This window comes from Streptomyces kunmingensis (assembly GCF_039533535.1).
Classification (GTDB): Bacteria; Actinomycetota; Actinomycetes; order Streptomycetales; family Streptomycetaceae; genus Streptomyces; species Streptomyces kunmingensis.
Genome location: NZ_BAAATS010000005.1, coordinates 433,745 through 454,705, shown reverse-complemented (window position 1 = coordinate 454,705; position 20,961 = coordinate 433,745). Strand labels below are relative to the sequence as shown.

Sequence of the window (20,961 nt, the reverse complement as noted above, 5' to 3'; positions counted from 1 at the left end):
CCGGCAGCCACCGTCCCGTCCACCCGGATCGCGCCGATCCGGGTGCTGTGGCGTGCCCCGCGTCAGGCCGAACCCGGGTCCGGCCGCCGGGAGTGGACGCACATGCGTACCTCCAAGGCGCAAGGCACCAGCTCATGCGATGTGACGGGAGACTTACGCCTCGCAGATGCGGCAGTATGATCAACGTAACCCGTCGGCTGCCGCACCGGTCGAACGCTCCGGAACCGCATGCCCCGAAATCGCATGCTGCTCCTGAACCGCAGGCCCTGGAACCGCAAGCTCAGGATTTAAGGGAGTGGACCCCGTGATGACCCGTTCCGTGCGCCGGACCCGCCGGATGATGTCCGTGGCCGGTCTCGGCACCGCCGCGCTGCTGACCCTGAGCGCCTGCGGCTCGTCCGACTCGGACTCCGGTTCCGACTCCGGCTCGTCCTCCGGCGCCTCGGCGGACAAGAAGCTGTCCGGCACGGTGACCGTGTTCGCCGCCGCCTCGCTCAAGGAGAGCTTCACGACGCTGGGCGAGCAGTTCGAGAAGGCGCACCCCGGCACCAAGGTCACCTTCAACTTCGGCGGCAGCGACAGCCTCGCGGCCGGCATCACGGGCGGCGCCCCGGCCGACGTGTTCGCCGCCGCGAGCCCCAAGACGATGAAGACCGTCACGGACAAGGGCACCGCGGCCGGTGACCCGAGCACCTTCGTCCGCAACCAGCTGGAGATCGCCACCCTGCCGGGCAACCCCGACAAGGTGGCCTCGCTGGGGGACCTCACCAAGTCCGACCTGAAGGTCGTGCTGTGCGACAAGACGGTGCCGTGCGGCGCCGCCGCCCAGAAGGCGCTGGACGCCAGCCAGTTGAAGCTCACCCCGGTCAGTTACGAGCAGGACGTCAAGAGCGCCCTGACCAAGGTCGAGCTGAAGGAGGCCGACGCCGCCGTCGTCTACAAGACCGATGTGAAGGCGGCAGGTGACAAGGTGGAGGGCGTGGACTTCCCCGAATCGGCCGACGCCGTCAACGACTACCCGATCGCCCTGCTCAAGGACGCCCCCAACACCGCCGCGGCCAAGGCGTTCATCGCGCTCGTGCAATCCGCCAACGGCCAGAAGGTCCTGACCGGGGCCGGATTCCTCAAGCCGTGACCCAGCTCGACAAGCGCGACGCCGCGGCCGACGCCCTCCGGGGCGGTCCGCGGCGCCGTCGCACCCGCCGCCGCGCCGCGCCCCTGCCCCTGCTGCTGCCCGCCCTCGTGGGCCTGGCGTTCCTCGTGGTGCCGCTGCTCGCCCTGCTCGTCCGCGCCCCGTGGCGGGACCTGCCGTCCCAGCTCACCAGCACCGAGGTGTGGCAGGCGCTGCAACTGTCCCTCGTGTGCGCCACCTTGGCGACGCTGGTCAGCCTGGTGCTCGGCGTGCCGCTGGCCTGGCTGCTGGCCCGCACCGAGTTCCGCGGCCGCGGTCTCGTACGCGCCCTGGTCACGCTGCCGCTCGTCCTGCCGCCGGTGGTCGGCGGTGTGGCGCTGCTGACGGCGCTCGGCCGCAACGGCATCGTCGGCCAGTACCTGGACCAGTGGTTCGGCCTCACGCTGCCGTTCACCACGACCGGCGTCGTCATCGCGGAGGCGTTCGTCGCCATGCCGTTCCTCGTCATCAGCGTCGAAGGCACCCTGCGCGCCGCCGACCCGCGCTACGAGGAGGCCGCCATGACCCTCGGCGCCTCCCGCTTCACCGCGTTCCGCCGGGTGACGCTGCCGCTGATCGCGCCCGGCGTCGCCGCCGGCTCGGTCCTCGCCTGGGCACGCGCGCTCGGCGAGTTCGGCGCGACCATCACCTTCGCCGGCAACTTCCCCGGCCGCACCCAGACCATGCCGCTCGCCGTCTACCTCGCCCTGCAGAGCGACCCGGCCGCGGCCATCGCCCTCAGCCTGGTCCTGCTCGCCGTGTCCATCACGGTCCTCGCGGGCCTGCGTGACCGCTGGATGACCGCCTCATGACTCCGACCCCGGCCTCGACGTCGACCCCGAGCGGCTCCGGCACGGACGGGGCGGGCCTCGACGCACGCCTCGTCGTCGACCGCGGCACCTTCCGTCTCGACGTGGCCCTGACCGCGGCCCCCGGCGACGTCGTCGCCCTGCTCGGCCCGAACGGCGCGGGCAAGACCACCGCCCTGCGCGCCCTCGCCGGCCTCGCCCCGCTCGACGACGGGCATCTGCGGCTCGACGGCGCCGAACTGGACGGCACCCCGCCCGAATCCCGCCCCGTCGGCGTCGTCTTCCAGGACTATCTGCTCTTCCCGCACCTGAGCGCCCTGGACAACGTCGCCTTCGGCCCGCGCTGCCAGGGCAGGACCAAGGCGGAGGCCCGCGCCGAGGCGGCCGTCTGGCTCGACCGCATGGGCCTGGCCGCCCACGCCGGAGCCAAGCCGCGCCGTCTGTCCGGCGGCCAGGCCCAGCGCGTCGCTCTCGCCCGCGCCCTGGCCACACGCCCCCGCCTGCTCCTCCTCGACGAACCCCTGGCCGCCCTGGACGCCCGCACCCGTCTCGACGTCCGGGCCCAACTCCGCCGCCACCTGGCCGAGTTCGAGGCCGTTGCCGTCCTGGTCACGCACGACCCGCTGGACGCCATGGTCCTTGCCGACCGGCTGGTCGTCGTGGAGAACGGGTACGTCGTCCAGCAGGGCGCCCCCGCCGACATCGCCCGGCGCCCCCGTACCGACTACATCGCCCAGCTCGTCGGCCTCAACCTCTACCGGGGACGCGCCGACGGCCACACCGTCCACCTCGACGACCAGGGCCCCGCGATCACCACCACCGAGGACCTCACGGGCCCCGTCTTCGTCGCCTTCCCGCCGGGAGCGGTGACCCTGCACGGCGAACGCCCCACCGGTTCCAGCGCCCGCAACCTGTGGCGCTGCGAAGTGAGCGGCATGGAAACCCACGGCGACCAGATCCGCGCCGCCCTCACCGGCGAACTCCCGCTCGCCGCCGACCTCACCACGGTCGCCGCGGCCGAACTCGACCTGCACCCCGGCGCCACGGTATGGGCGACCGTCAAAGCGGCCCAGACCCACGCCTACCCGGCCTGAACCGGATCCGCAGGCCGCCCCCTTCGCGCTACGGTGAGCCGCAACAGGCCCGTAACGGGCAAAACACTCTGTTCGATGGGTGCGCCGTCATGACCCTGAGCATCCGCAACCAGCTGCCCGGAACCGTCACCGCCATCACGTCCGGCGAGGTGATGGCAACGGTCCAGGTCCGTCTCGACAGCGGCCGGCACCTCACGGCCGCCGTCACCCGGGAGTCCGTCAAGGACCTCGGCCTCGCCGACGGCTCCCTGGTCCGCGCCCTGGTCAAGTCCACCGGGGTGGCGCTGGCCACCGCCCCGGTGGAGGGCCTGTCCATCCGTAACCAACTGCCCGGCACCGTCACCGACGTGACCGCGGGCGGCGCCATGGCCACCGTCAGGATCGCCGTCGACGGCGGCGAACTGACCGCCGCCGTCACCAAGGACGCGGTCACCGACCTCGGTCTGGGCGCGGGGTCCTCCGTCGTCGCTCTCATGAAGTCGACCCAGGTGTCCCTCGTCACCGCCTGACACCGGCTCCGGCAGGCCGCCGCATGACCCGCGGGGCGATCGGAGAGGATGATCCCGAGAAGATCGTCCGGGCCCCGCGGGCCCTCGCCCGGAAGGAAACGACGAGATCATGCGCGTCCTCGCGACCCCTGCCCCGACGGAGGCCCCCGGATGACCGGCGCCGAACCCCCCGTCCTCGTCCGCAGGGAAGGGCGGGCCGCCCACCTCGTCCTCAACCGGCCGCGCGCACTCAACGCCCTCAACCACGACATGGTGCGCCGCATCGACCGGGCGCTGACCGAGTGGGAGCACGACGACACCGTGCGGACCGTCGTCCTCAGCGGGGCGGGGGAGCGCGGCCTGTGCGCGGGCGGCGACATCCGCGCCGTCCACGACGACGCGCGGGACGGCGACGGCGCCGCCTCCGCCGACTTCTGGCGCGCCGAGTACCACCTCAACGCCCGTATCGCCCGCTACCCCAAGCCCTACGTCGCCGTGATGGACGGCATCGTGATGGGCGGCGGCGTGGGCGTCTCCGCGCACGGCAGCGTCCGCGTCGTCACCGAACGTTCGCGGGTCGCCATGCCGGAGACCGGCATCGGCTTCGTGCCCGACGTCGGCGGCACCCTCCTGCTCGCGCGCGCCCCCGGCGAACTCGGGACCCGGCTCGCGCTCACGGGCGAGCACATCGGGGCCGGTGACGCGCTGCTGTGCGGGCTCGCCGACCACTACGTACCGTCGGCGGCGCTGCCCGCCCTCCTCGCCGACCTGGCGGCCGAGCCGGCCCAGGACGCCCTCGCGCGCCACGCGCACCCCGCACCACAAGGAGAGCTGGCGGCCCAGCGCCCCTGGACCGACACGTGCTTCGCGGCCGACACGGTCGAGGAGATCGTCGGCCGGCTCTTCGACCACGGGGACCCGGCGGCCAAGGAAACGGCCGAGACGCTGCTCGGCAAGTCACCCACCGCCGTGAAGGTCACCTTGGCCGCGGTGCGCCGGGCCCGCGCACTCGGTTCCCTGGAGAGCGTCCTCGACCAGGAGTACCGCGTCTCCTGCGCGGCGATGCACAATCCGGACTTCGTCGAAGGGGTGCGCGCCCAGGTCATCGACAAGGACCGCAGGCCCCGCTGGTCGCCGCGGACCCTCGCCGAGGTCACCGACGCCGAGGTGGAGCGGCACTTCGCATCGCTGGGGGAGCGTGAACTGGGGCTCGGCACCAGCGTGTTGTGAGCGCGCGTGCGGCGTGTGCGAGGTCACCGCGCCCGCGACTGCCTTGGCCATGCACGCGACACGCGGTACCTTCAGTGCGTATCGACGACGGCACGACGGAAGCCGGTGGAAATCCGGCACGGTCGCGCCACTGTGTGCGGGCGGTCCCAGGACCGCTCGTGAGTCAGACCCGTGGCTGTCGTCCTGTGCACCACCGAGATGGGACGCGAACTCCCGAGGAGGCCCTGCCATGGCGCAGCATGTCGCCCAGCCGTCAGCCACGACCCCTGCCGTACCCGCCACTCTGCCGTTGAAGGCGATCGCCCCCTGGGCGGCCTTCTTCGGCGTCCTGATGCTGGTCCTGTTGTACTTCGTCGGCGCGGAACAGGGCGCCACGTCCGTGTTCAGCGGCGCGGGAGTCCATGAGTGGGTGCACGACGCCCGCCACCTGCTCGGCTTCCCCTGCCACTGACGTGAGGGACGCCGCACAGCTCATGAACTCAACAACTGTACGTAGATTGCTCGTCCGGGGCATGCTCGCCGGTCTGGCCGCCGGTGTGCTTGCCCTGGTCATCGCCTACTGGCTCGGTGAGCCGAACGTGGACAAGGCGATCGGTCTCGAGGAGTCGGCCCACGCCGGCCACTCGCACGGCGACGGGGAGGAGGTCGAACTCGTCACGCGGAGCCTGCAGTCCACGGCCGGGCTCGCCACCGGCGTCCTCGTCTACGGGGTCGCCTTCGGCGGCATCGCCGCACTCGCCTACTGCTTCGCCCTGGGCCGGGTGGGCCGCTTCGGCCCGCGCGCCACGGCGCTGCTGCTGTCGGTCTGCGCGCTGCTCGCCGTGTACGTCGTCCCGTTCCTGAAGTATCCGGCCAACCCGCCCGCCGTCGGCAACCCCGACACCATCGGCAAGCGGACGATCCTGTACTTCCTGATGATGGTGCTGAGCGTGCTCCTCGCCGTCGGCGCGACGATCCTCGGCAAGCGTCTCGCCCCCGGACTCGGCACCTGGTACGCCACGGTCGTGGCGGTGCTCGCCTTCGCCGTCGCGACCGGACTCGCGTTCGCGTTCCTGCCGGTGATCAACGATGTGCCGGAGCATTTCCCGGCCGCTCTGCTGTGGCGCTTCAGGCTCTCCGCCCTCGCCATGCAGATCGTCATGTGGGGCGGATTCGGCCTGATCTTCGGCGAGTTGGCCGAGCGGGTGCTGCGACCGCGGACCGTCGTGGCATCCGGTCGGGCGGTACCGGCCGGGCAGTGACCGACCCGTCGCACGAGAGGGCCCGCGGAACCGTCCGAGGGTCCTCTCGCGTCGTTGGAGCACGGGCGGGGCGGCGTGCTCCGGGCGCGGGCGAGGCGGGGTACGCGGCCGGGCGTCGACCCGGTTCGGCCGCCGCCGGGACGCCACTGGACGCGTCGCCGACCGCAGCGGGAGTGCGGTCGGCGACGCCGGACCCTCGCGCCTACGAGGACACAACTGGCGCTGTGCGCAACTGAGTTAGGGCGTAGAAGTGGGACTCAGGACGCGCTCAGCGGACGGCCGATCCCGGCGTTCCACCGGCCGAGGCGCCCGCTGAGTTCCGTGACCGTCAGCGGCGCCACGTCCAGCCGCCAGAACGCGGCCGGCGGCGCCCCCACCGCATGCACGACCGCGGCCCGCACCACGTCCGGTTCCACCACGGCGATGAGGCGTCCCGCGCCGGGCTCCAGGTCCTCCAGCCACCGCGCGACCCGCGCGCACACCTGCGCCACCGACTCCCCGCCGGGCGCTTCCGCCTCCGGTTCGGTGAGCCAACGCCTCAGCGCCTCGGGTTCCGCCTTGCCCACCTCCTCAAGCGTCCTGCCGCGCCAATTCCCCGCGTCAAGCCCCGCCAGTTCGGCGCGGGTTCCGGCGTCCTTGAGTCCCAGCTCCCCGGCGGTCTCCGCGCACCGCACGCTGGGCGAAACCATCGCCCGGACATCCGCGGGCAGCGACCCGGCTGCCGCGCGGGCCTGCGAGACGCCCACGGGGCCGAGCGGGCTGCCGTCGTCGAAAGCGGCCCGGCGCTGCGCCACGCTCAGGGCGGGCGTCACGAGGAGGACGCGGCTGGTCTGGTTCATGAGAACCGAGATTAGCGATCGGGCTCCTCGGCGTGTGCGCGAGGCGCCGCCGTTCGGGCGCGGAGATGGGCGGGAGCGCTCTCTCACCAGTCAACTCTTCTATCAGTAACGGCACTTGACCGACCCGGAAGACGCCCCTGAAGCGCCCGCGTCCGCCCTCTCCCAGTGAATCCTGGTGAAACAGGCCGTTCACTTTCTCTTGACACTGTCCCGTCAGAGCGAGAACACTCCCCGGCGAGAGAGCGCTCTCTCAGGTACCGCGCACGACCTGTCCCACGGGCGGCGGCCCCTCTTGTGCCGCCGCCCACCCCCCACCACACGTCGTACCGACATGGCAGGAGGTCTCCATGCAGGGAGATCGAAACTCGTCTCAGGGCTGCTGATATCCGGCGCACTCGTGCTGACCACGCTGGGTGTGGGCGGGGCGGCCCTCACCGCAGGCGCCGCCGAGGCACCCGTACAGCAGTCGACTCCTCAGCAGTCGTCCGCAGCCGCCTCCACGCACCAGGGCCACACGATGGCCGCGTCCACCGTGCCCGCCGCGGAGGACGCGGACGCGGACGGCTACATTCCCGCGAACCCGCCGGTCACGGGCGTCGAACCGTCCACGAAGCAGCCGCCGCAGGCCTACTTCCACGAGTTCCAGGCGCACTGTTACGTCACCCACACCAAGCCCGACGACCCCATCGTCTACCCGGGCCAGGCCGGCAAGTCCCACGACCACACGTTCATGGGCAACACCACGACCGACGCGAACAGCACCACCGAGTCGCTCGACCGGGGCTCCACCAAGTGCCTCGCCCCCGGTGACAGGTCCGGCTACTGGATGCCGACGATGCTCAACGGCGACAAGCCGGTGCTGCCCGTCGGCGAGCAGACCATCTACTACAAGGCCGGAGTCACCGACTACACCAGCGTGCGTCCCTTCCCCAAGGGGCTGCGGTTCGTCGTCGGCAGCCCGATGCAGAGCGCGCAGGAGTTCCGCAACCACCCCGGCTTCGTGGAGGGCTGGGAGTGCGGCGACAGCTTCTTCAACGTCGACTTCCCCAAGGACTGCCCCACCACCCCGTCCACCCAGGTCAATATCCGCTTCCAGGCGCCGAGTTGCTGGGACGGGAAGTATCTGGACACCCCTGACCACAAGGGCCACATGGCCTATCCCGTGGTGAAGAACGGCACGAACGACAACATCTGCCCGGCCGACCACCCCGTCGCGCTGCCGATGATCGAGTTCAAGATGGCGTTCCCCGTCAACGGCGATCTGTCGAAACTGCGGCTGTCCAGCGGCCCGAGTTACTCCTTCCACTACGACTTCTTCAACGCCTGGGACGACCGGACGCTGAAGGCGATGGTGGACCACTGCGTCGTCGGCGGTCTCCAGTGCGACCCGCGCGGCTACGACCAGAACCACCCCGAGAAGGGCGCGGTCCTCAACGACCGCTACGAACTGCCCTGACCCACCGGGCAGGCACCCGGGGCGGCGGCCGCCCTGACCGGCCGTCGCCCCTTCCCTCGGCCCCACCGTTCCTTTCCCTCCCCCCGCTTCTCCCACCGACCCCCGCCGGAGGCACCCCCATGCGCAGGACCCGCACCATCAACCGGAGAACGCACCGACTGGCCACGCCCCTCACCGCGGGTGTGCTGGCGGCCGGTTTCCTCGCTCTGCCCGGCCAAGCCGCGCATGCCGCGGCCGACGTGGTCAAGGTGACCGGTTCGCAGGGCAACTGGCAGTTGCAGGTCAACGGTGCGCCGTATCAGGTCAAGGGCCTGACCTGGGGGCCCTCCGTCGCCGACGCCGACCGGTACCTGCCCGATCTGAAGTCCATGGGCGTCAACACCATCCGCACCTGGGGCACCGACGCGAGCAGCAAGCCCCTCCTCGACTCGGCCGCCGCACACGGCATCAAGGTCATCGCGGGCTTCTGGCTCCAGCCCGGCGGCGGCCCCGGCAGCGGTGGCTGTGTGAACTACCTGACGGACACCACGTACAAGAACCAGATGCTCGCCGAGTTCCCCAAGTGGGCGCAGACGTACAAGGACAACCCGGGCGTCCTGATGTGGAACGTCGGCAACGAATCCGTTCTCGGGCTGCAGAACTGCTACAGCGGCGACGAGTTGGAGAAGCAGCGCAACGCCTACACGACCTTCGTCAACGACATCACCAAGAAGATCCACGCCGTCGACCCGAACCACCCGGTCACCTCGACCGACGCGTGGGTCGGCGCCTGGCCCTACTACAAGAAGAACGCGCCCGACCTCGACCTGTACGCCGTCAACTCCTACAACGCGGTCTGCGACATCAAGTCCGCCTGGCAGCAGGGTGGTTACACCAAGCCGTACATCGTCACCGAGACCGGTCCCGCGGGGGAGTGGGAGGTGCCGGACGACGCGAACGGCGTACCGCAGGAGCCCACCGACCAGGCCAAGGCCGAGGGCTACGGCAAGGCGTGGAACTGCATCACCGGGCATCAGGGAGTCGCCCTGGGCGCCACCATGTTCCACTACGGCACCGAGTACGACTTCGGCGGCATCTGGTTCAACCTGCTGCCCGCCGGCGAGAAGCGGCTGTCGTACTATGCCGTGAAGAAGGCCTACGGGGCCGACACCTCGCGGGACAACACCCCGCCGGTCATCTCGCAGCTGGACATCGAGGGCGGCGCCACGAACGTGCCCGCCGGACGCGACCTCATCCTCTCCACCAAGGCCACCGACCCCAACGGTGACCAGCTCTCCTACCAGGTCCTGAGCAACAGCAACTACATCGACCAGAGCAAGCAACTCGTCCCCATGCAGGCCACCGACCTGGGCTCGGGCCGCCTGAAGGTGACCGCGCCGGACAAGCCCGGTGTCTGGAAGATCTACGTCAAGGCCACCGACGGCCACGGCAACGTCGGCGTCGAGACCCGCTCGGTGCGCGTCGTGCCGCCGCCCGTCACCGGGACGAACATCGCGCTGAACAGGCCCGCCACCGCCTCCTCGCAGCAGACCACCGACTACGGCGACTGCCCGTGCACCGCGCCGCTGGCCGTCGACGGCAAGAACGACACCCGCTGGGCCAGTGACTGGAGCGACCCGCAGTGGGTCCAGGTCGACCTCGGCTCCCGCCGCTCGTTCAACCACGTCCAGCTCAACTGGGAGACCTCGTACGCGAAGGCGTACACGATCCAGACCTCGGACGACGGACAGAACTGGACGACCGTCCGCCAGGTCACCGACGGCAACGGCGGCGTCGACGACTTCGACGTGAACGGCACCGGCCGTTACGTCCGCGTCAACGGCACCGCCCGAGGAACCGGATACGGCTACTCCCTCTACGAGTTCGGCATCTACAACTGACCGGTATCCGATAGAACGACACTGTGAGAGAGCGCTCTACGGCGCTCTGGGGCGGGGACGGAAAGGGTGGGGGCCATGGCCGACGAGGAGCCGGACCGGCTGACCGAGAAGCTGAGTCCGCGGCAGAAGGTACGGCTGCTCACGGGCGGGACCACCTGGCGCACCCGCGCCGAACCCGCCGTGGGCCTGACCGAGGTGGTGACCTCGGACGGGCCCGCGGGGGTACGGGGAGAGGCCTGGGACGAGCGGATCACCTCGGTCCTGCTGCCGTCCGCCTCGGCCCTCGCCGCGTCCTGGGACGAACAACTCGTCGCAGAAGTAGGTGAGTTGCTTGCCCAGGAAGCGCGCCGCAAAGGGGTGCAGGTCGTCCTCGCCCCCAACCTCAACCTGCACCGCTCGCCGCTCGCCGGGCGGCACTTCGAGTGTTTCTCCGAGGACCCCTGGCTCGTGGGCCGCGTCGGCGCCGCGCTCGTCCGCGGCCTCCAGAGCCAGGGCGTCGCGGCGACCGCCAAACACTTCGTGGCCAACGACTCGGAGACGGGCCGGCTGACCATGGACGTACGGGTCGACGAGCGGACCCTGCGCGAGGTCTGCCTGGCCCCCTTCGAGGCGGCCGTCGACGCCGGCGTCTGGGCGGTGATGGCCGGGTACAACCGCGTCAACGGCACCACCCTGACCGCCAGCCCGCTGCTCGCCCGCCCCCTGAAGGAGGAGTGGGGCTTCGACGGCGTCGTCCTCTCCGACTGGGGCGCCCTGCGCACCGCGGTGGACACGGCCAACGCCGCCCTCGACCTCGCGATGCCGGGACCGGGCGGCCCCTGGGACGAGGCGCTCGCCGAGGCGCTGGCCGCCGGGCAGGTGCCACAGGCCGCGATCGACGACAAGGTACGCCGACTGCTGCTCCTGGCCCAGCGGGTCGGCGCCCTGGACGGGGGCCCCGCTTCGCTGCGGCGTACGGCCCCTGACCCCTCGCTCGGCCGGCGGTTGCTGCGTCGCGCCGCCGCGGCCGGCACGGTGCTGCTGGACAATGACGGCGTACTCCCCTTGCGCGCCGCCGAGTTGAGCACGGTCGCGGTCATCGGCGCGCACGCCGTGGCGCCGCGTGTCCAGGGCGGCGGCAGCGCGGGGGTCTTCCCCGAGCGCGTCGTCTCCCCGCTGGACGGGATCCGGGAGTGGCTGCGCGGCCGGGCCCGCGTCGTCCATGCCGCGGGCCCGGATCTCGGAGCCCCGCCCGTCCCGCTGGACCCCCGCAACTGCACGGACCCGCGATCCGGTGAGCCAGGCGTCCTGCTGCGGCTGCTGGACGCCGACGGCGACGAGCTCTACGGCGAGCACCGGCGCTCGGGCCGCCTGCTCGAACCGGCGCTGCGCGACGGCGCCCACACCGTGGAGATCAGTGCCCTGCTGACGCCGGATACCGGTGGCCGATGGTCGTTCGGCCTCGGCGGGTTCGGCCGGATGTCCCTGTTCGTGGACGGCCACCGGCTGATCGACGGCACGTTCCCCCGCGCCACCGACGACCCGGCCGTGGTCCACGTACAGCCGCCCGGCCCCACGGCACACCACACCCTCACCGCAGGGACCCCCGTACTCGTCGTGGCGCGGCGCGAACTCGCGCCCGACACCGGCCGCGCCACCGTCCTGACAGCGGCCCCGCCCGCCCCGCCCGTCGACACGGCACTCGCCGAGGCCGTCGCGGCGGCCCGCTCCGCCGACGTGGCGATCGTCGTCGTGGGCACCACCGACGGGAGCGAGGCGGAGGGCCACGACCGCACCTCCCTCGCCCTGCCCGGGCACCAGGACGACCTCGTGCGGGCCGTCGCCGCGGCCGCTCCCCGTACCGTCGTGGTCGTGAACTCCGGGGGGCCGGTCGAGCTGCCGTGGCGCTCCTCGGTCGGCGCGGTCCTGCTCACCTGGCTGCCGGGCCAGGAAGCGGGCGGGGCCCTCGCCGACATCCTGTTCGGCTTCGTCGAACCCGGCGGCAGGCTCCCGACGACCTGGGCCGGGCGCCTCGACGACGCCCCCGTGACCGCCACCCGGCCCGTCGACGGCGTGCTCGCGTACGACGAAGGGTTGCACGTCGGACACCGGGCCTGGCTGCGCGCCGGACGCACCCCCGCCTACTGGTTCGGCCACGGCCTCGGCTACACGACATGGCGCTACGAGAGTGTCGACGTTCCCGAAATCGTCTCCACGGCACGGGAGTTCACCGTCACGGTGCGGATGCGCAACACGGGGGAGAGGGCCGGGCGCGAGATCGTCCAGGTGTATCTGTCCCGGCCGGACTCGGAGGTGGAACGGCCGGTGCGCTGGCTCGCCGGCTACGCGGCCGTACGCGCGGTACCTGGCGAGACAGTAGTCGCCGATGTGACGGTGGACGGCCGCTCGCTGCGGCACTGGAGCGTCGAGGAGGGCAACTGGGCTGCTGAGCCAGGCCGGTTCACCGTGCACGTGGGGCGCTCGGCCGGGGATCTCCCGCTCACCGCACCCGTGGAGGTACAGGTGCGCGAAGCCGGCAGGAGCGGCGGCCATGGTCAAGAGAGCGCTCTATGCGCGGTGACCCGGCACGATTAAGCTGCGCGCATGCAACGACAGTCCCTGACGCTGGAGGATGTCGCGCGTGAGGCGGGGGTCTCACGCGCGACCGTGTCCCGGGTGATCAACGAGGTCCCCAGCGTGGACCCCGCCATCCGCGAGACGGTGCGCGCGGCGATCAGGCGCACCGGCTACACCCCCAACAGGGCGGCCCGTTCCCTGGTCACCCGGCGTGCGGAGACCATCGCCCTCGTGGTGTCCGGTGCGGGCGAGGAGGACGAGAGCGCCCAGAACGCCTTCGCGGCGCGGGTGTTCGCCGACCCCTTCTTCGGCCGCATCGTCAGCGGCGTCGTCGCCTTCCTGCGGACTCGCTCCATGCACCCGGTCCTGATGTTCGCCGAGTCCGGGCCCGCCCGGGACGACGTGCTGGCGTATCTGCGCGAGGGCAGGGCCGACGGCGCGCTCGTCGTCTCCACCCACGCCGAGGACCCGCTGCCACCGCTGCTCGCCCGGGAACAGGTGCCCGCCGTGTGCTTCGCGCGGCCCGCGCTGCCCGCCCCCGTCAGTTACGTGGACCTGGCGCACGGCGAGGGCGGCAGGATGGCCGCGCAGCATCTGCTGGACCGCGGCCGGCGCCGCCTGGCGACGGTGACCGGGCCCCTGGACCTGCCGGCCGGACAGCAGCGGCTCGCCGGGTTCCGGGACGCGCTGGAGCGAGCCGGAATGCCGTATGTCCCCATCGCGGAAGGCGGGTTCACGCTCGACAGCGGCGCCGCCGCGATGGTCAGGCTGCTGGAGGACCACCCCCACCTGGACGGCGTGTTCGCCGCCAACGACCCGATGGCGCAGGGCGTCTGCCAGGTGCTGCGGGAGCGGGGCCGGCGCGTTCCGCAGGACGTCGCGGTGGTCGGCTTCGACGACTCCAGCGTCGCGATCACCTGCACCCCGCCGCTGACGACGGTCCGGCAGCCGGTCGAGGAGATGGCCAGGGCCATGGCCCGCATCCTCCAGGAGCACATCGAGGGCGAGCGCACGGAACCGACGTCGCTGATCTTCGAGCCCGAGCTGGTGGTCCGCGCGTCCACGTGAGGACGCGGCCGGCTCAACGGCCGCCGGGGGAGCGGCGGTCGAGGAGCGCCACGAGGGAGAGCAGCACCAGGAGCAGCCCGGCGAACCAGGTCATCGCGGCGGTGGCGGTGAGCGACAGGGTGGCCACCCCGATGGCGACCGCCGGGACGCTCAGGCCCACGTAGGCGATGAGGAACAGGCTGGCGAGGGCCTCGCTGCGGCGCGCGGGCGCGGCCATCGCGACGACCCGGCCCACCGCGGCCTTGAAGAGCAGGCCCGCCCCGACGCCCGCGACGACGCCGCCGGTCAGGAACGCGGCGAGGTTCACGGTGTGCATGCCGACGACGAGCGTCAGGAATCCGGCGCCCTCGGCGAGCAGACCCGCGGTCATCTTCGCGCGGGGCGTGAGCCGGTGGGTCAGCGTCTGGGCGAGCGCCGCGCCGCCGAACACCGCGAAGACGATGCCGCCGGCCAGGGCCCGCGACGGGTGGCCGAGCGTGTGCCCGACGAAACCGGCGGCGATGGACGTGAACAAACCGAACACCGAGAAGGAGGCGAAGGCGGCCGCGGCGGCGGCGATGTACCCGGCGCGGTCCCCGTGGTCGGCGCTCACCCGCTGCGGCCGGTAGCGCGGCCGGTCCGCCGGCTCCGTGACCGTCTCGGGAGCGAGTGCGAGGGCAGCCATGACGAGCACGAGCAGCACCACGAAGACGGCGTAGGGCACCCGCAGCGGCGCCCCCACGTACTGGGCGAGGAAGCCGGCGACGAGCGGGCCGAGGCCCAGACCGCCGATGTTGGCCGCCGTGGAGACCATCTCGAACCGCTGCGCGGAGGCACCGGGCCGGTGCGCGGCGTGCAGTTCGTGCAGATGCGCCGTGGCCGTGGCGGTCAGCATGCCGACGCCGAGACCGGTGACGAAGCGGGCCACGAGCAGCATGGGCAGGGCAGCGGTCGACAGGAAGAGCACGGCAGCGACGAGTTCCAGGGCGAGCGCGGCCACCAGGATCCTGCGGCGGCCCACCCAGTCCGAGACGTGCCCGGCCAGTACGAGACTGACCATGACGCCCACCGAGTAGACGGCGAAGACCACCGTGACCATGAACGTGGAGAACCCGTCCCGGACCTCGTACAGCGGATACAGCGGGGTGGGCACGGTCGAGAACGCCATGGCGACCAGGAACGCCATGGCGACCGCCCAGAATCCGACGCCGTGGCGCGCGGAACCGGTGGGCGCCGGTGAGAACCGGGTGCGCGGGATGGTCGACGTGGTCATGGCACTGCTCCGATCGAAAGGGATCCGTCTGCCGGACAGATCAACTGGACGGGTCTGCCGGACAGATCCCAATGTGCGCTTCCTCGGCGATCGCGTCCAACGAATCTTCCAGCTGGCAACGATCTGTCTGTGCGATAGTCAAGGCGTGGAGCTCCGACATCTCGAGTACTTCGTGGCCGTGGCCGAGGAGCAGAACTTCACGCGCGCCGCGGCCCGGCTGCACATCGTCCAGTCCGCGGTCTCCGCCGCGGTGAAGGCTCTGGAGCGCGAGCTCGACGCCCGGCTCCTCGACCGCAACTCCAAGCGGGTGCTGCTCACCGACGCGGGCCGAGCCCTGCTGCCCAGGGCCCGCATCGCGCTGGACGCGGCCCGGGACGCGGCGGACGCCGTCGCCGAGGTGCGCGGCGGGCTGCGCGGCACCCTGCGCCTGGGCACGCTGACCTCGATCCGGCTGATCGACCTGCCCGCCCTGCTCGGGGAGTTCCACCGCCGCCACCCCGAGGTGCAGTTGCAGATCAGCGTCTCGCCCACCGGTTCGCAAGGGCACTTGGAGGCGCTCACCGAACGCCGCCTCGACCTGGCCTTCGTCTCCCATCCGGGGCCGCGCCCGCCGGGGATCGAGCTGCTGCCGCTGACCGGCTCGACGCTGTATCTGGTCGTGCCGCCCGCTCACCCGTTCGCCGGGCGTTCGGATGTGGGGATCGGAGAGCTGTCCGGGCTGCGCTTCATCGACTGCCCGGTCGGCTACGGCAACCGGGCGGTCGCCGACCGGGCCTTCGCGGCAGCCGGGGTGCCGCGCCACGTCACCATCGAGATCACCGACATCGCCACCAGCGCCGACTATGTGCGCGCGGGGCTCGGCATCGCGCTGCTGCCGCGCTTCCTAGCCGACACCACGCACGGCCTCGCGGTGATCCCGGTGACCGGCGCCGACCTGCACTGGCCGCTCTCCCTGGCGGCTGTGGCCGACCGTACGAAGAGTGCCGCGGCCCGCGCGCTGACCGACCTGCTGCGGGAGTTCGTGCCGCCGCCGGGCTGAACCGGGCCCGCGCGTCACACACCGCGCGACCGGGCCCGAACGCCGCTCACCCCGCGTCGCGCGCGACCTTCCGTGCCCACAGCACCAGCGGCACCTGGAGCGGCACCCGGGCCAGCGCGGCGCGCCGCAGCGGAGCCGGGTGGTCGCGCCAGTCCAGCGCCATCTTCACGTTGGCCGGGGCGACGGCGACGAAGAACGCGGCGGCGGCCGTCGCCGCCCGCTCCCGTGTGCGGGGCAGGGCGACTCCGGCCGCCAGTGCCAGCTCCACCGCGCCACTCGCGTACGTCCAGGCGCGCGGTGAGCCCGGCAGCGTCCGCGGCACCATCGCGTCGAACGGCTTCGGCGCCAGGAAATGAGTGACCCCGGCACCGGCCAGCAGTCCGGCGAGGACGTGGGGCGAACGGACGCGGCGCAAGGGGGCCTCCCGAAGGGCGGTACGAGAACAGCTGCCGCGCGATCTTACTTACTGGTAAGTAGGGTGTCGAGGCTGCCCTGCCGCGCCGACCTGTCGTGCCGCCCGGCGCGGCAGCCCGACCGCGCCGCCCGCCCCGCTGTTCAGACTGCCGACCTGTCGTGTCGCCCGGCGCGGCAGCCCGACCGCGCCGCCCGCCCCGCTGTTCAGACCCGGCGATAGCGGGCGAGCGCGAACGAGAACAGGCCGAACAGCAGCAGGCCGAACGCGATCAGGGCCAGCAGCCACGGCCCGGCCGGAGTGCCGGCGAAGGCGCGCAGGGTGCCGTCCACCCCCTTGGCCTCGTCCGGGTCGTACTGCGCGGCGGCGAGCAGTACGAAGACACCCGCGCCCGCGTAGATCAGCCCGCGCGCCACACCGCCGCTGACGCCCAGCACGTCGATCGCACGGCGTACGTGCCGCGACATCTGTGCCTTCTTGAGGTGCTTGTGGTACTTGCGCAGCGCGGCCCGCACCCCGACACCGATGCCGATGCCTATGACGACCAGACCGGCGATCCCGACCAGCCAGCGCCCCGCCGGGAGGTCGAGCGCCCGGGCCGTGAAGTCCTGCGACTTCGCGTCGCTGCCCTTGTTCTTGCGGGCGGAGGCCGCGAACGACAGCACGGAGTACGCCATGAACCCGTAGAAGACACACCGCCCGGCCGACAGCACGCGCTTGCCCGGCTTGTCGCCGTCGGGGCCCGCCGAACCGAACAGCGCCTCGCTGAGCCGCCACAGCGCCATGCCGACCAGGCCGATGCCGACGGCCCACACCAGGACCTTGCCGAACGGCTGCTGGGCCAGTTCGCGGATCGCCCCGCTGCTGTCCGCCTCCTGGTTCTCGCCGCCGAACGCGACGCGCAGGGCGAGCAGCCCGATCAGCAGGTAGAGCACTCCGCGCGCGGCCAGGCCCCAGCGCGCGCCGGTGTCGACGACAGAACTGTTCGCTGCCTGACGGGCCTTGGCCCTGCCCTTGATCGCTTTCACATGCCCTCCTCGTGCTGTCGGCGCCCCCGTGGTCCGCCGCAGGGACGACAACTTCCCCCGCTCGCCCGCTACATGCGGTGACGTGCGGAACAGAGCGGTGGGAGGAGGGAGTGTTCGCGGAGAGCGAGAAGTGACGCACGGCGGGACTTTGAACTCACTGATGACAAAGTATGGACGTGCTGAGCAGAAGTCCCCTACGGTAGCGGCGCAACCGTAGGAGCCCTGCCTTCCGCGCACCCGCGGATCCGTATAGCTCGACCGGAGTGCGATCCGGCGGCCTCCGGTCCCGTCCTGGAGGACCGATGCATCCACGGCTGTTCCGCCATGCCCGAAGACGCCTCACCACGCTGCTCGTCGGAGGTTTCCTCGCCGGAGGCGTCTGGGTCTCGCCCCCGTCCGTCGCCGCCGCCGACGACATACCGCCCCAGGAACCCGGTGTCACCCTGCGCGTCTTCGACACCCAGGTACCGCTCAGCAAGCTCTGCACGCTCAAACCCGGCCAGACCCCCAACCACGACAAGCTGATGAAGACCGTGGACTGGTCCACGACCGACGACTTCGGCGGCTTCGCCGACAACTTCTCGGCCCAGGCGAGCGGTTACCTGGTGATCCCGAGCGACGGTACGTACTCCTTCCGTCTCACCAGCGACGACGGCTCCCGGCTCACCATCGACGACCGCGAGGTCATCGACCACGACGGGCTGCACGGCGCCGAACCGAAGGACGGAGCCGTCCAACTCACCGCCGGCTTCCACCCGTTCCGCGTCGACTACTTCGAGGCGGGCGGCGGACAGCAGCTCACCCTGGCGTGGAAGCCGCCGGGCGCGAGCGACTTCGGCGTCGTGCCGACCGAGGCGCTGAGCACCGACGCCGGGGTCGTCCGGGTCACCGCGCCGGGCCGCAAGGAGTGCGAGGCCGGTACGGACAGCCCCGGCGACGGACTGCCGCTGACCGACGTCCGCCCCGACCTCGACCTCACCGATCTGCGCCCCGACGGCTTCGAGCCGCAGGTCACCGGAATGGACTGGCTGCCCGACGGACGCCTCGCGCTCAGCACGTGGGGCGGCTCCGAGAACGTGGCCGGCGAGGTGTACCTCCTCGACCACGTCACCGGTGACACCGACCGCACCAAGGTGGGCGTCACGAAGATCGCCAGCGGGCTGCGTGAGCCGATGGGGATCAAGTACGTCGACGGTTCCCTGTACGTCTCGCAGAAGCACGAGCTGACGCGACTCGTCGACACGGACAAGGACTGGGTCACCGACGAGTACCGCACGGTCGCGGCCTTCCCGTACGGGAAGAACTTCCACGAGTTCGCCTTCGGGCTCCTCTACCGCGACGGCTACTTCTACGTGAACCTCTCCGTCGCCATCAACTACGGCGGCGCGACCACCACTCCGCAGCCCGCACCGGGCCGCGGCACCACGTACAAGATCAGCAAGAAGACGGGGAAGCTCCACGCGATCGCGGGCGGTCTGCGCACCCCGAACGGGATCGGCTGGGGCCCCGAGGGCTCCATCTTCACCGCCGACAACCAGGGCGGCTGGCTGCCCGCCTCCAAGCTCGTCCAGATCAAGCAGGACCGCTTCTTCAACCACTACACCGAGCCGTCGGGCCTCTTCGACTCCAAGCCCGTCACCCAGCCGGTGCTCTGGCTGCCGCAGAACGAGATAGCCAACTCGCCCAGTACACCGCTGTACTTGACCAAGGGGCGGTTCGCGGGCCAGATGCTCTTCGGTGACGTCACCTACGGCGGACTCCAGCGCGGCTACCTGGAGAAGGTGAAGGGCCAGTACCAGGGCGCCGTCTTCCGCTACACCCAGGGGCTCGAGGCCGGCGTCAACCGGATCACCATGGGCCCCGACGGCGCGATCTACGCGGGCGGCCTCGGCGCCGACGGCAACTGGGGCCAGGAGGGCAAGCTCCGCTTCGGCCTGCAGAAGCTGACCCCGAACGGCGGCAACACCTTCGACATCAAGGAGATGCGCGCCGTCCCCGGCGGCTTCGACCTGGAGTACACGCAGCCGGTGTCGCAGGAGACCGCCGACAAACTGGCCGAGCGCTACACCGCAGAGCAGTGGCGCTACACCCCGACCAGCGACTACGGCGGCCCGAAGATCGCCGAGGAGCAGCTCGCCGTCCGCTCGGCGACGCTAGCCGACAAGGGCCGCACGGTGAAGCTGCGGCTCGACGGCCTCAAGCCGGACCGCGTCGTGCACGTCCGCTCGCCGCGCCCCTTCGCGTCCGCCTCCGGTGAGACGCTGTGGAGCACGGAGGCCTGGTACACCCTGAACGAGATGCCGGGCAAGCAGCCTCCGGCCGCCACCCTGTACGAGGCGGAGGAGGCGCGCCTGACCGGCACGGCCGGGGTCCACACCGACCACACCGGCTACTCGGGCAGCGGCTTCGTCGACCGCTACAACACCGAGGGCAAGGCCGCCACGACCTTCGACGTGACGGTTCCCAAGGCCGGCGAGTACGACGTGAACCTGCGCTACTCCAACGGCCCCAACCCCTACCAGGGCACCAAGTCCCTCTCCCTGTACGCCAACGGGCAGAAGCTGCGCCAGAGTTCGCTCCCCTCGACCGGCACCTGGGACAGCTGGTCGACGAAGACCGAACGCGTCAAGCTGCGCGCGGGCAAGAACACCGTCGCCTACCGCTTCGACACCGGCGACGCGGGCCACGTCAACCTCGACCTGATCACCGTGCGCCCGCACGGCGCCCCGGTCGCCCTCTTCGACGGCACCGCCGCCTCCCAGGCCCGATGGCAGCACCCCGACGGGCGGAGCGCGCAGTGGCCGCTCGCCGCCGAGAAGTCCATGGAGGTCTGCTGCGGCGACCTCCGGACCAAGGACGCCTACCAGGACTTCACGCTGCACGTGGAGTTCCGCGTCCCGCTGCTCCCGGACGACGTCACCGGCCAGGACCGCGGCAACAGCGGCATCTACCTCCAGGACCGCTACGAACTCCAGATCCTGGACTCGTACGGCGACACGACCCCCGCCACGAACGAGGCCGGGGCGATCTACGAGAAGAAGGCGCCGGACGTGAACGCCGCGACGGCGCCCGAGACGTGGCAGACGTACGACATCACGTTCCGCGCGGCGCGCTTCGACGACAGCGGCAACAAGACCGCCGACGCGCGGGCGACCGTGGTGTGGAACGGCAAGAAGGTCCACGACGACATCACGATCGATGGCCCGACCGGCGGCGCGGGCGCGCCGGAAGGACCGGCGGCCGGGGCGATCCGGCTCCAGGACCACGGCAACAAGGTGCGGTTCCGCAACATCGAGGTGGCGCCGCTGACCTAGCGCGTAGCTGAACGGCCGAGAGGCGCGCACACGGTGTCGTGTGCGCGCCTCTTGGGCTTGGTGGAGGGGCCGCCCGCCTGTCAT

Annotated in this window: 17 protein-coding genes; 13 read left to right on the top strand and 4 right to left on the bottom strand. The window is 71.6% G+C overall.

The features are described 5' to 3' along the window. Positions 1-307: 307 nt before the first annotated feature. The 7 genes from modA to ABD366_RS07270 all read left to right on the top strand — a co-directional run bounded on the left by modA (position 308) and on the right by ABD366_RS07270 (position 6,033). Entirely contained in the window at positions 308-1,135 is an 828-nt protein-coding gene (gene modA / locus ABD366_RS07300; RefSeq protein ID WP_324770586.1) for a molybdate ABC transporter substrate-binding protein, read from the top strand. After that, complete coding sequence (gene modB, locus ABD366_RS07295; protein WP_324770562.1) at positions 1,132-1,983, top strand: molybdate ABC transporter permease subunit; 852 nt, start codon at positions 1,132-1,134, stop codon at positions 1,981-1,983. Before modA ends, modB begins: the two co-directional genes overlap by 4 nt. Next, positions 1,980-3,074: an ABC transporter ATP-binding protein gene (locus tag ABD366_RS07290; protein ID WP_324770563.1), complete on the top strand. Its 1,095-nt coding sequence runs from the start codon at positions 1,980-1,982 to the stop codon at positions 3,072-3,074. The genes modB and ABD366_RS07290 overlap by 4 nt, the downstream gene beginning before the upstream one ends. 89 nt (positions 3,075-3,163) lie before the next feature. Beyond that, a complete protein-coding gene (locus tag ABD366_RS07285) occupies positions 3,164-3,583 on the top strand; it encodes a TOBE domain-containing protein (protein WP_324770564.1) in 420 nt (139 codons plus the stop codon). 150 nt (positions 3,584-3,733) lie between these two features. Then, positions 3,734-4,792, top strand: a complete 1,059-nt coding sequence (locus ABD366_RS07280; RefSeq protein ID WP_324770565.1) for an enoyl-CoA hydratase/isomerase family protein — start codon at positions 3,734-3,736, stop codon at positions 4,790-4,792. Between the two features lie 229 nt (positions 4,793-5,021). Then, positions 5,022-5,243, top strand: a complete 222-nt coding sequence (locus ABD366_RS07275) for a CbtB domain-containing protein (protein ID WP_324770567.1) — start codon at positions 5,022-5,024, stop codon at positions 5,241-5,243. 22 nt (positions 5,244-5,265) lie between these two features. Next, complete coding sequence (locus tag ABD366_RS07270) at positions 5,266-6,033, top strand: CbtA family protein (protein ID WP_324770568.1); 768 nt, start codon at positions 5,266-5,268, stop codon at positions 6,031-6,033. Between the two features lie 257 nt (positions 6,034-6,290). Here ABD366_RS07270 and ABD366_RS07265 read toward each other — a convergent pair whose 3' ends face one another. Next, positions 6,291-6,872, bottom strand: a complete 582-nt coding sequence (locus ABD366_RS07265; RefSeq protein ID WP_324770569.1) for a histidine phosphatase family protein — start codon at positions 6,870-6,872, stop codon at positions 6,291-6,293. 331 nt (positions 6,873-7,203) lie between these two features. On the opposite strand from ABD366_RS07265, the gene ABD366_RS07260 reads away from it, so the two are divergent. The 4 genes from ABD366_RS07260 (at position 7,204) to ABD366_RS07245 (ending at position 13,832) form a co-directional block, all read left to right on the top strand. After that, the gene (locus ABD366_RS07260) at positions 7,204-8,328 is read left to right on the top strand and encodes a DUF1996 domain-containing protein (RefSeq protein ID WP_324770570.1); all 1,125 of its coding nucleotides are present in this window, start codon (positions 7,204-7,206) and stop codon (positions 8,326-8,328) included. Positions 8,329-8,447: 119 nt separating this feature from the next. Then, complete coding sequence (locus ABD366_RS07255; protein WP_324770571.1) at positions 8,448-10,208, top strand: discoidin domain-containing protein; 1,761 nt, start codon at positions 8,448-8,450, stop codon at positions 10,206-10,208. A gap of 75 nt (positions 10,209-10,283) precedes the next feature. Then, a complete protein-coding gene (locus ABD366_RS07250) occupies positions 10,284-12,782 on the top strand; it encodes a glycoside hydrolase family 3 C-terminal domain-containing protein (protein WP_324770572.1) in 2,499 nt (832 codons plus the stop codon). A gap of 9 nt (positions 12,783-12,791) precedes the next feature. Further along, complete coding sequence (locus tag ABD366_RS07245; protein WP_324770574.1) at positions 12,792-13,832, top strand: LacI family DNA-binding transcriptional regulator; 1,041 nt, start codon at positions 12,792-12,794, stop codon at positions 13,830-13,832. Between the two features lie 13 nt (positions 13,833-13,845). On the opposite strand, the gene ABD366_RS07240 is transcribed toward ABD366_RS07245, so the two are convergent. Then, positions 13,846-15,084 (bottom strand): MFS transporter, encoded by a 1,239-nt coding sequence (locus tag ABD366_RS07240; RefSeq protein WP_324770575.1) that lies wholly within the window; start codon positions 15,082-15,084, stop codon positions 13,846-13,848. Positions 15,085-15,229: 145 nt separating this feature from the next. On the opposite strand from ABD366_RS07240, the gene ABD366_RS07235 reads away from it, so the two are divergent. Next, complete coding sequence (locus ABD366_RS07235) at positions 15,230-16,123, top strand: LysR family transcriptional regulator (RefSeq protein WP_324770576.1); 894 nt, start codon at positions 15,230-15,232, stop codon at positions 16,121-16,123. 46 nt (positions 16,124-16,169) lie between these two features. On the opposite strand, the gene ABD366_RS07230 is transcribed toward ABD366_RS07235, so the two are convergent. Then, on the bottom strand, positions 16,170-16,538 hold the full coding sequence (locus ABD366_RS07230; protein ID WP_324770577.1) for a DoxX family protein: 369 nt from the start codon (positions 16,536-16,538) through the stop codon (positions 16,170-16,172). A gap of 203 nt (positions 16,539-16,741) precedes the next feature. Next, positions 16,742-17,563 (bottom strand): DUF1206 domain-containing protein, encoded by an 822-nt coding sequence (locus ABD366_RS07225; RefSeq protein ID WP_324770578.1) that lies wholly within the window; start codon positions 17,561-17,563, stop codon positions 16,742-16,744. 302 nt (positions 17,564-17,865) lie between these two features. Between ABD366_RS07225 and ABD366_RS07220 the strand changes: the two genes are divergently transcribed. Continuing rightward, on the top strand, positions 17,866-20,877 hold the full coding sequence (locus tag ABD366_RS07220) for a 3-keto-alpha-glucoside-1,2-lyase-like domain-containing protein (RefSeq protein WP_324770580.1): 3,012 nt from the start codon (positions 17,866-17,868) through the stop codon (positions 20,875-20,877). Positions 20,878-20,961: the final 84 nt, after the last annotated feature.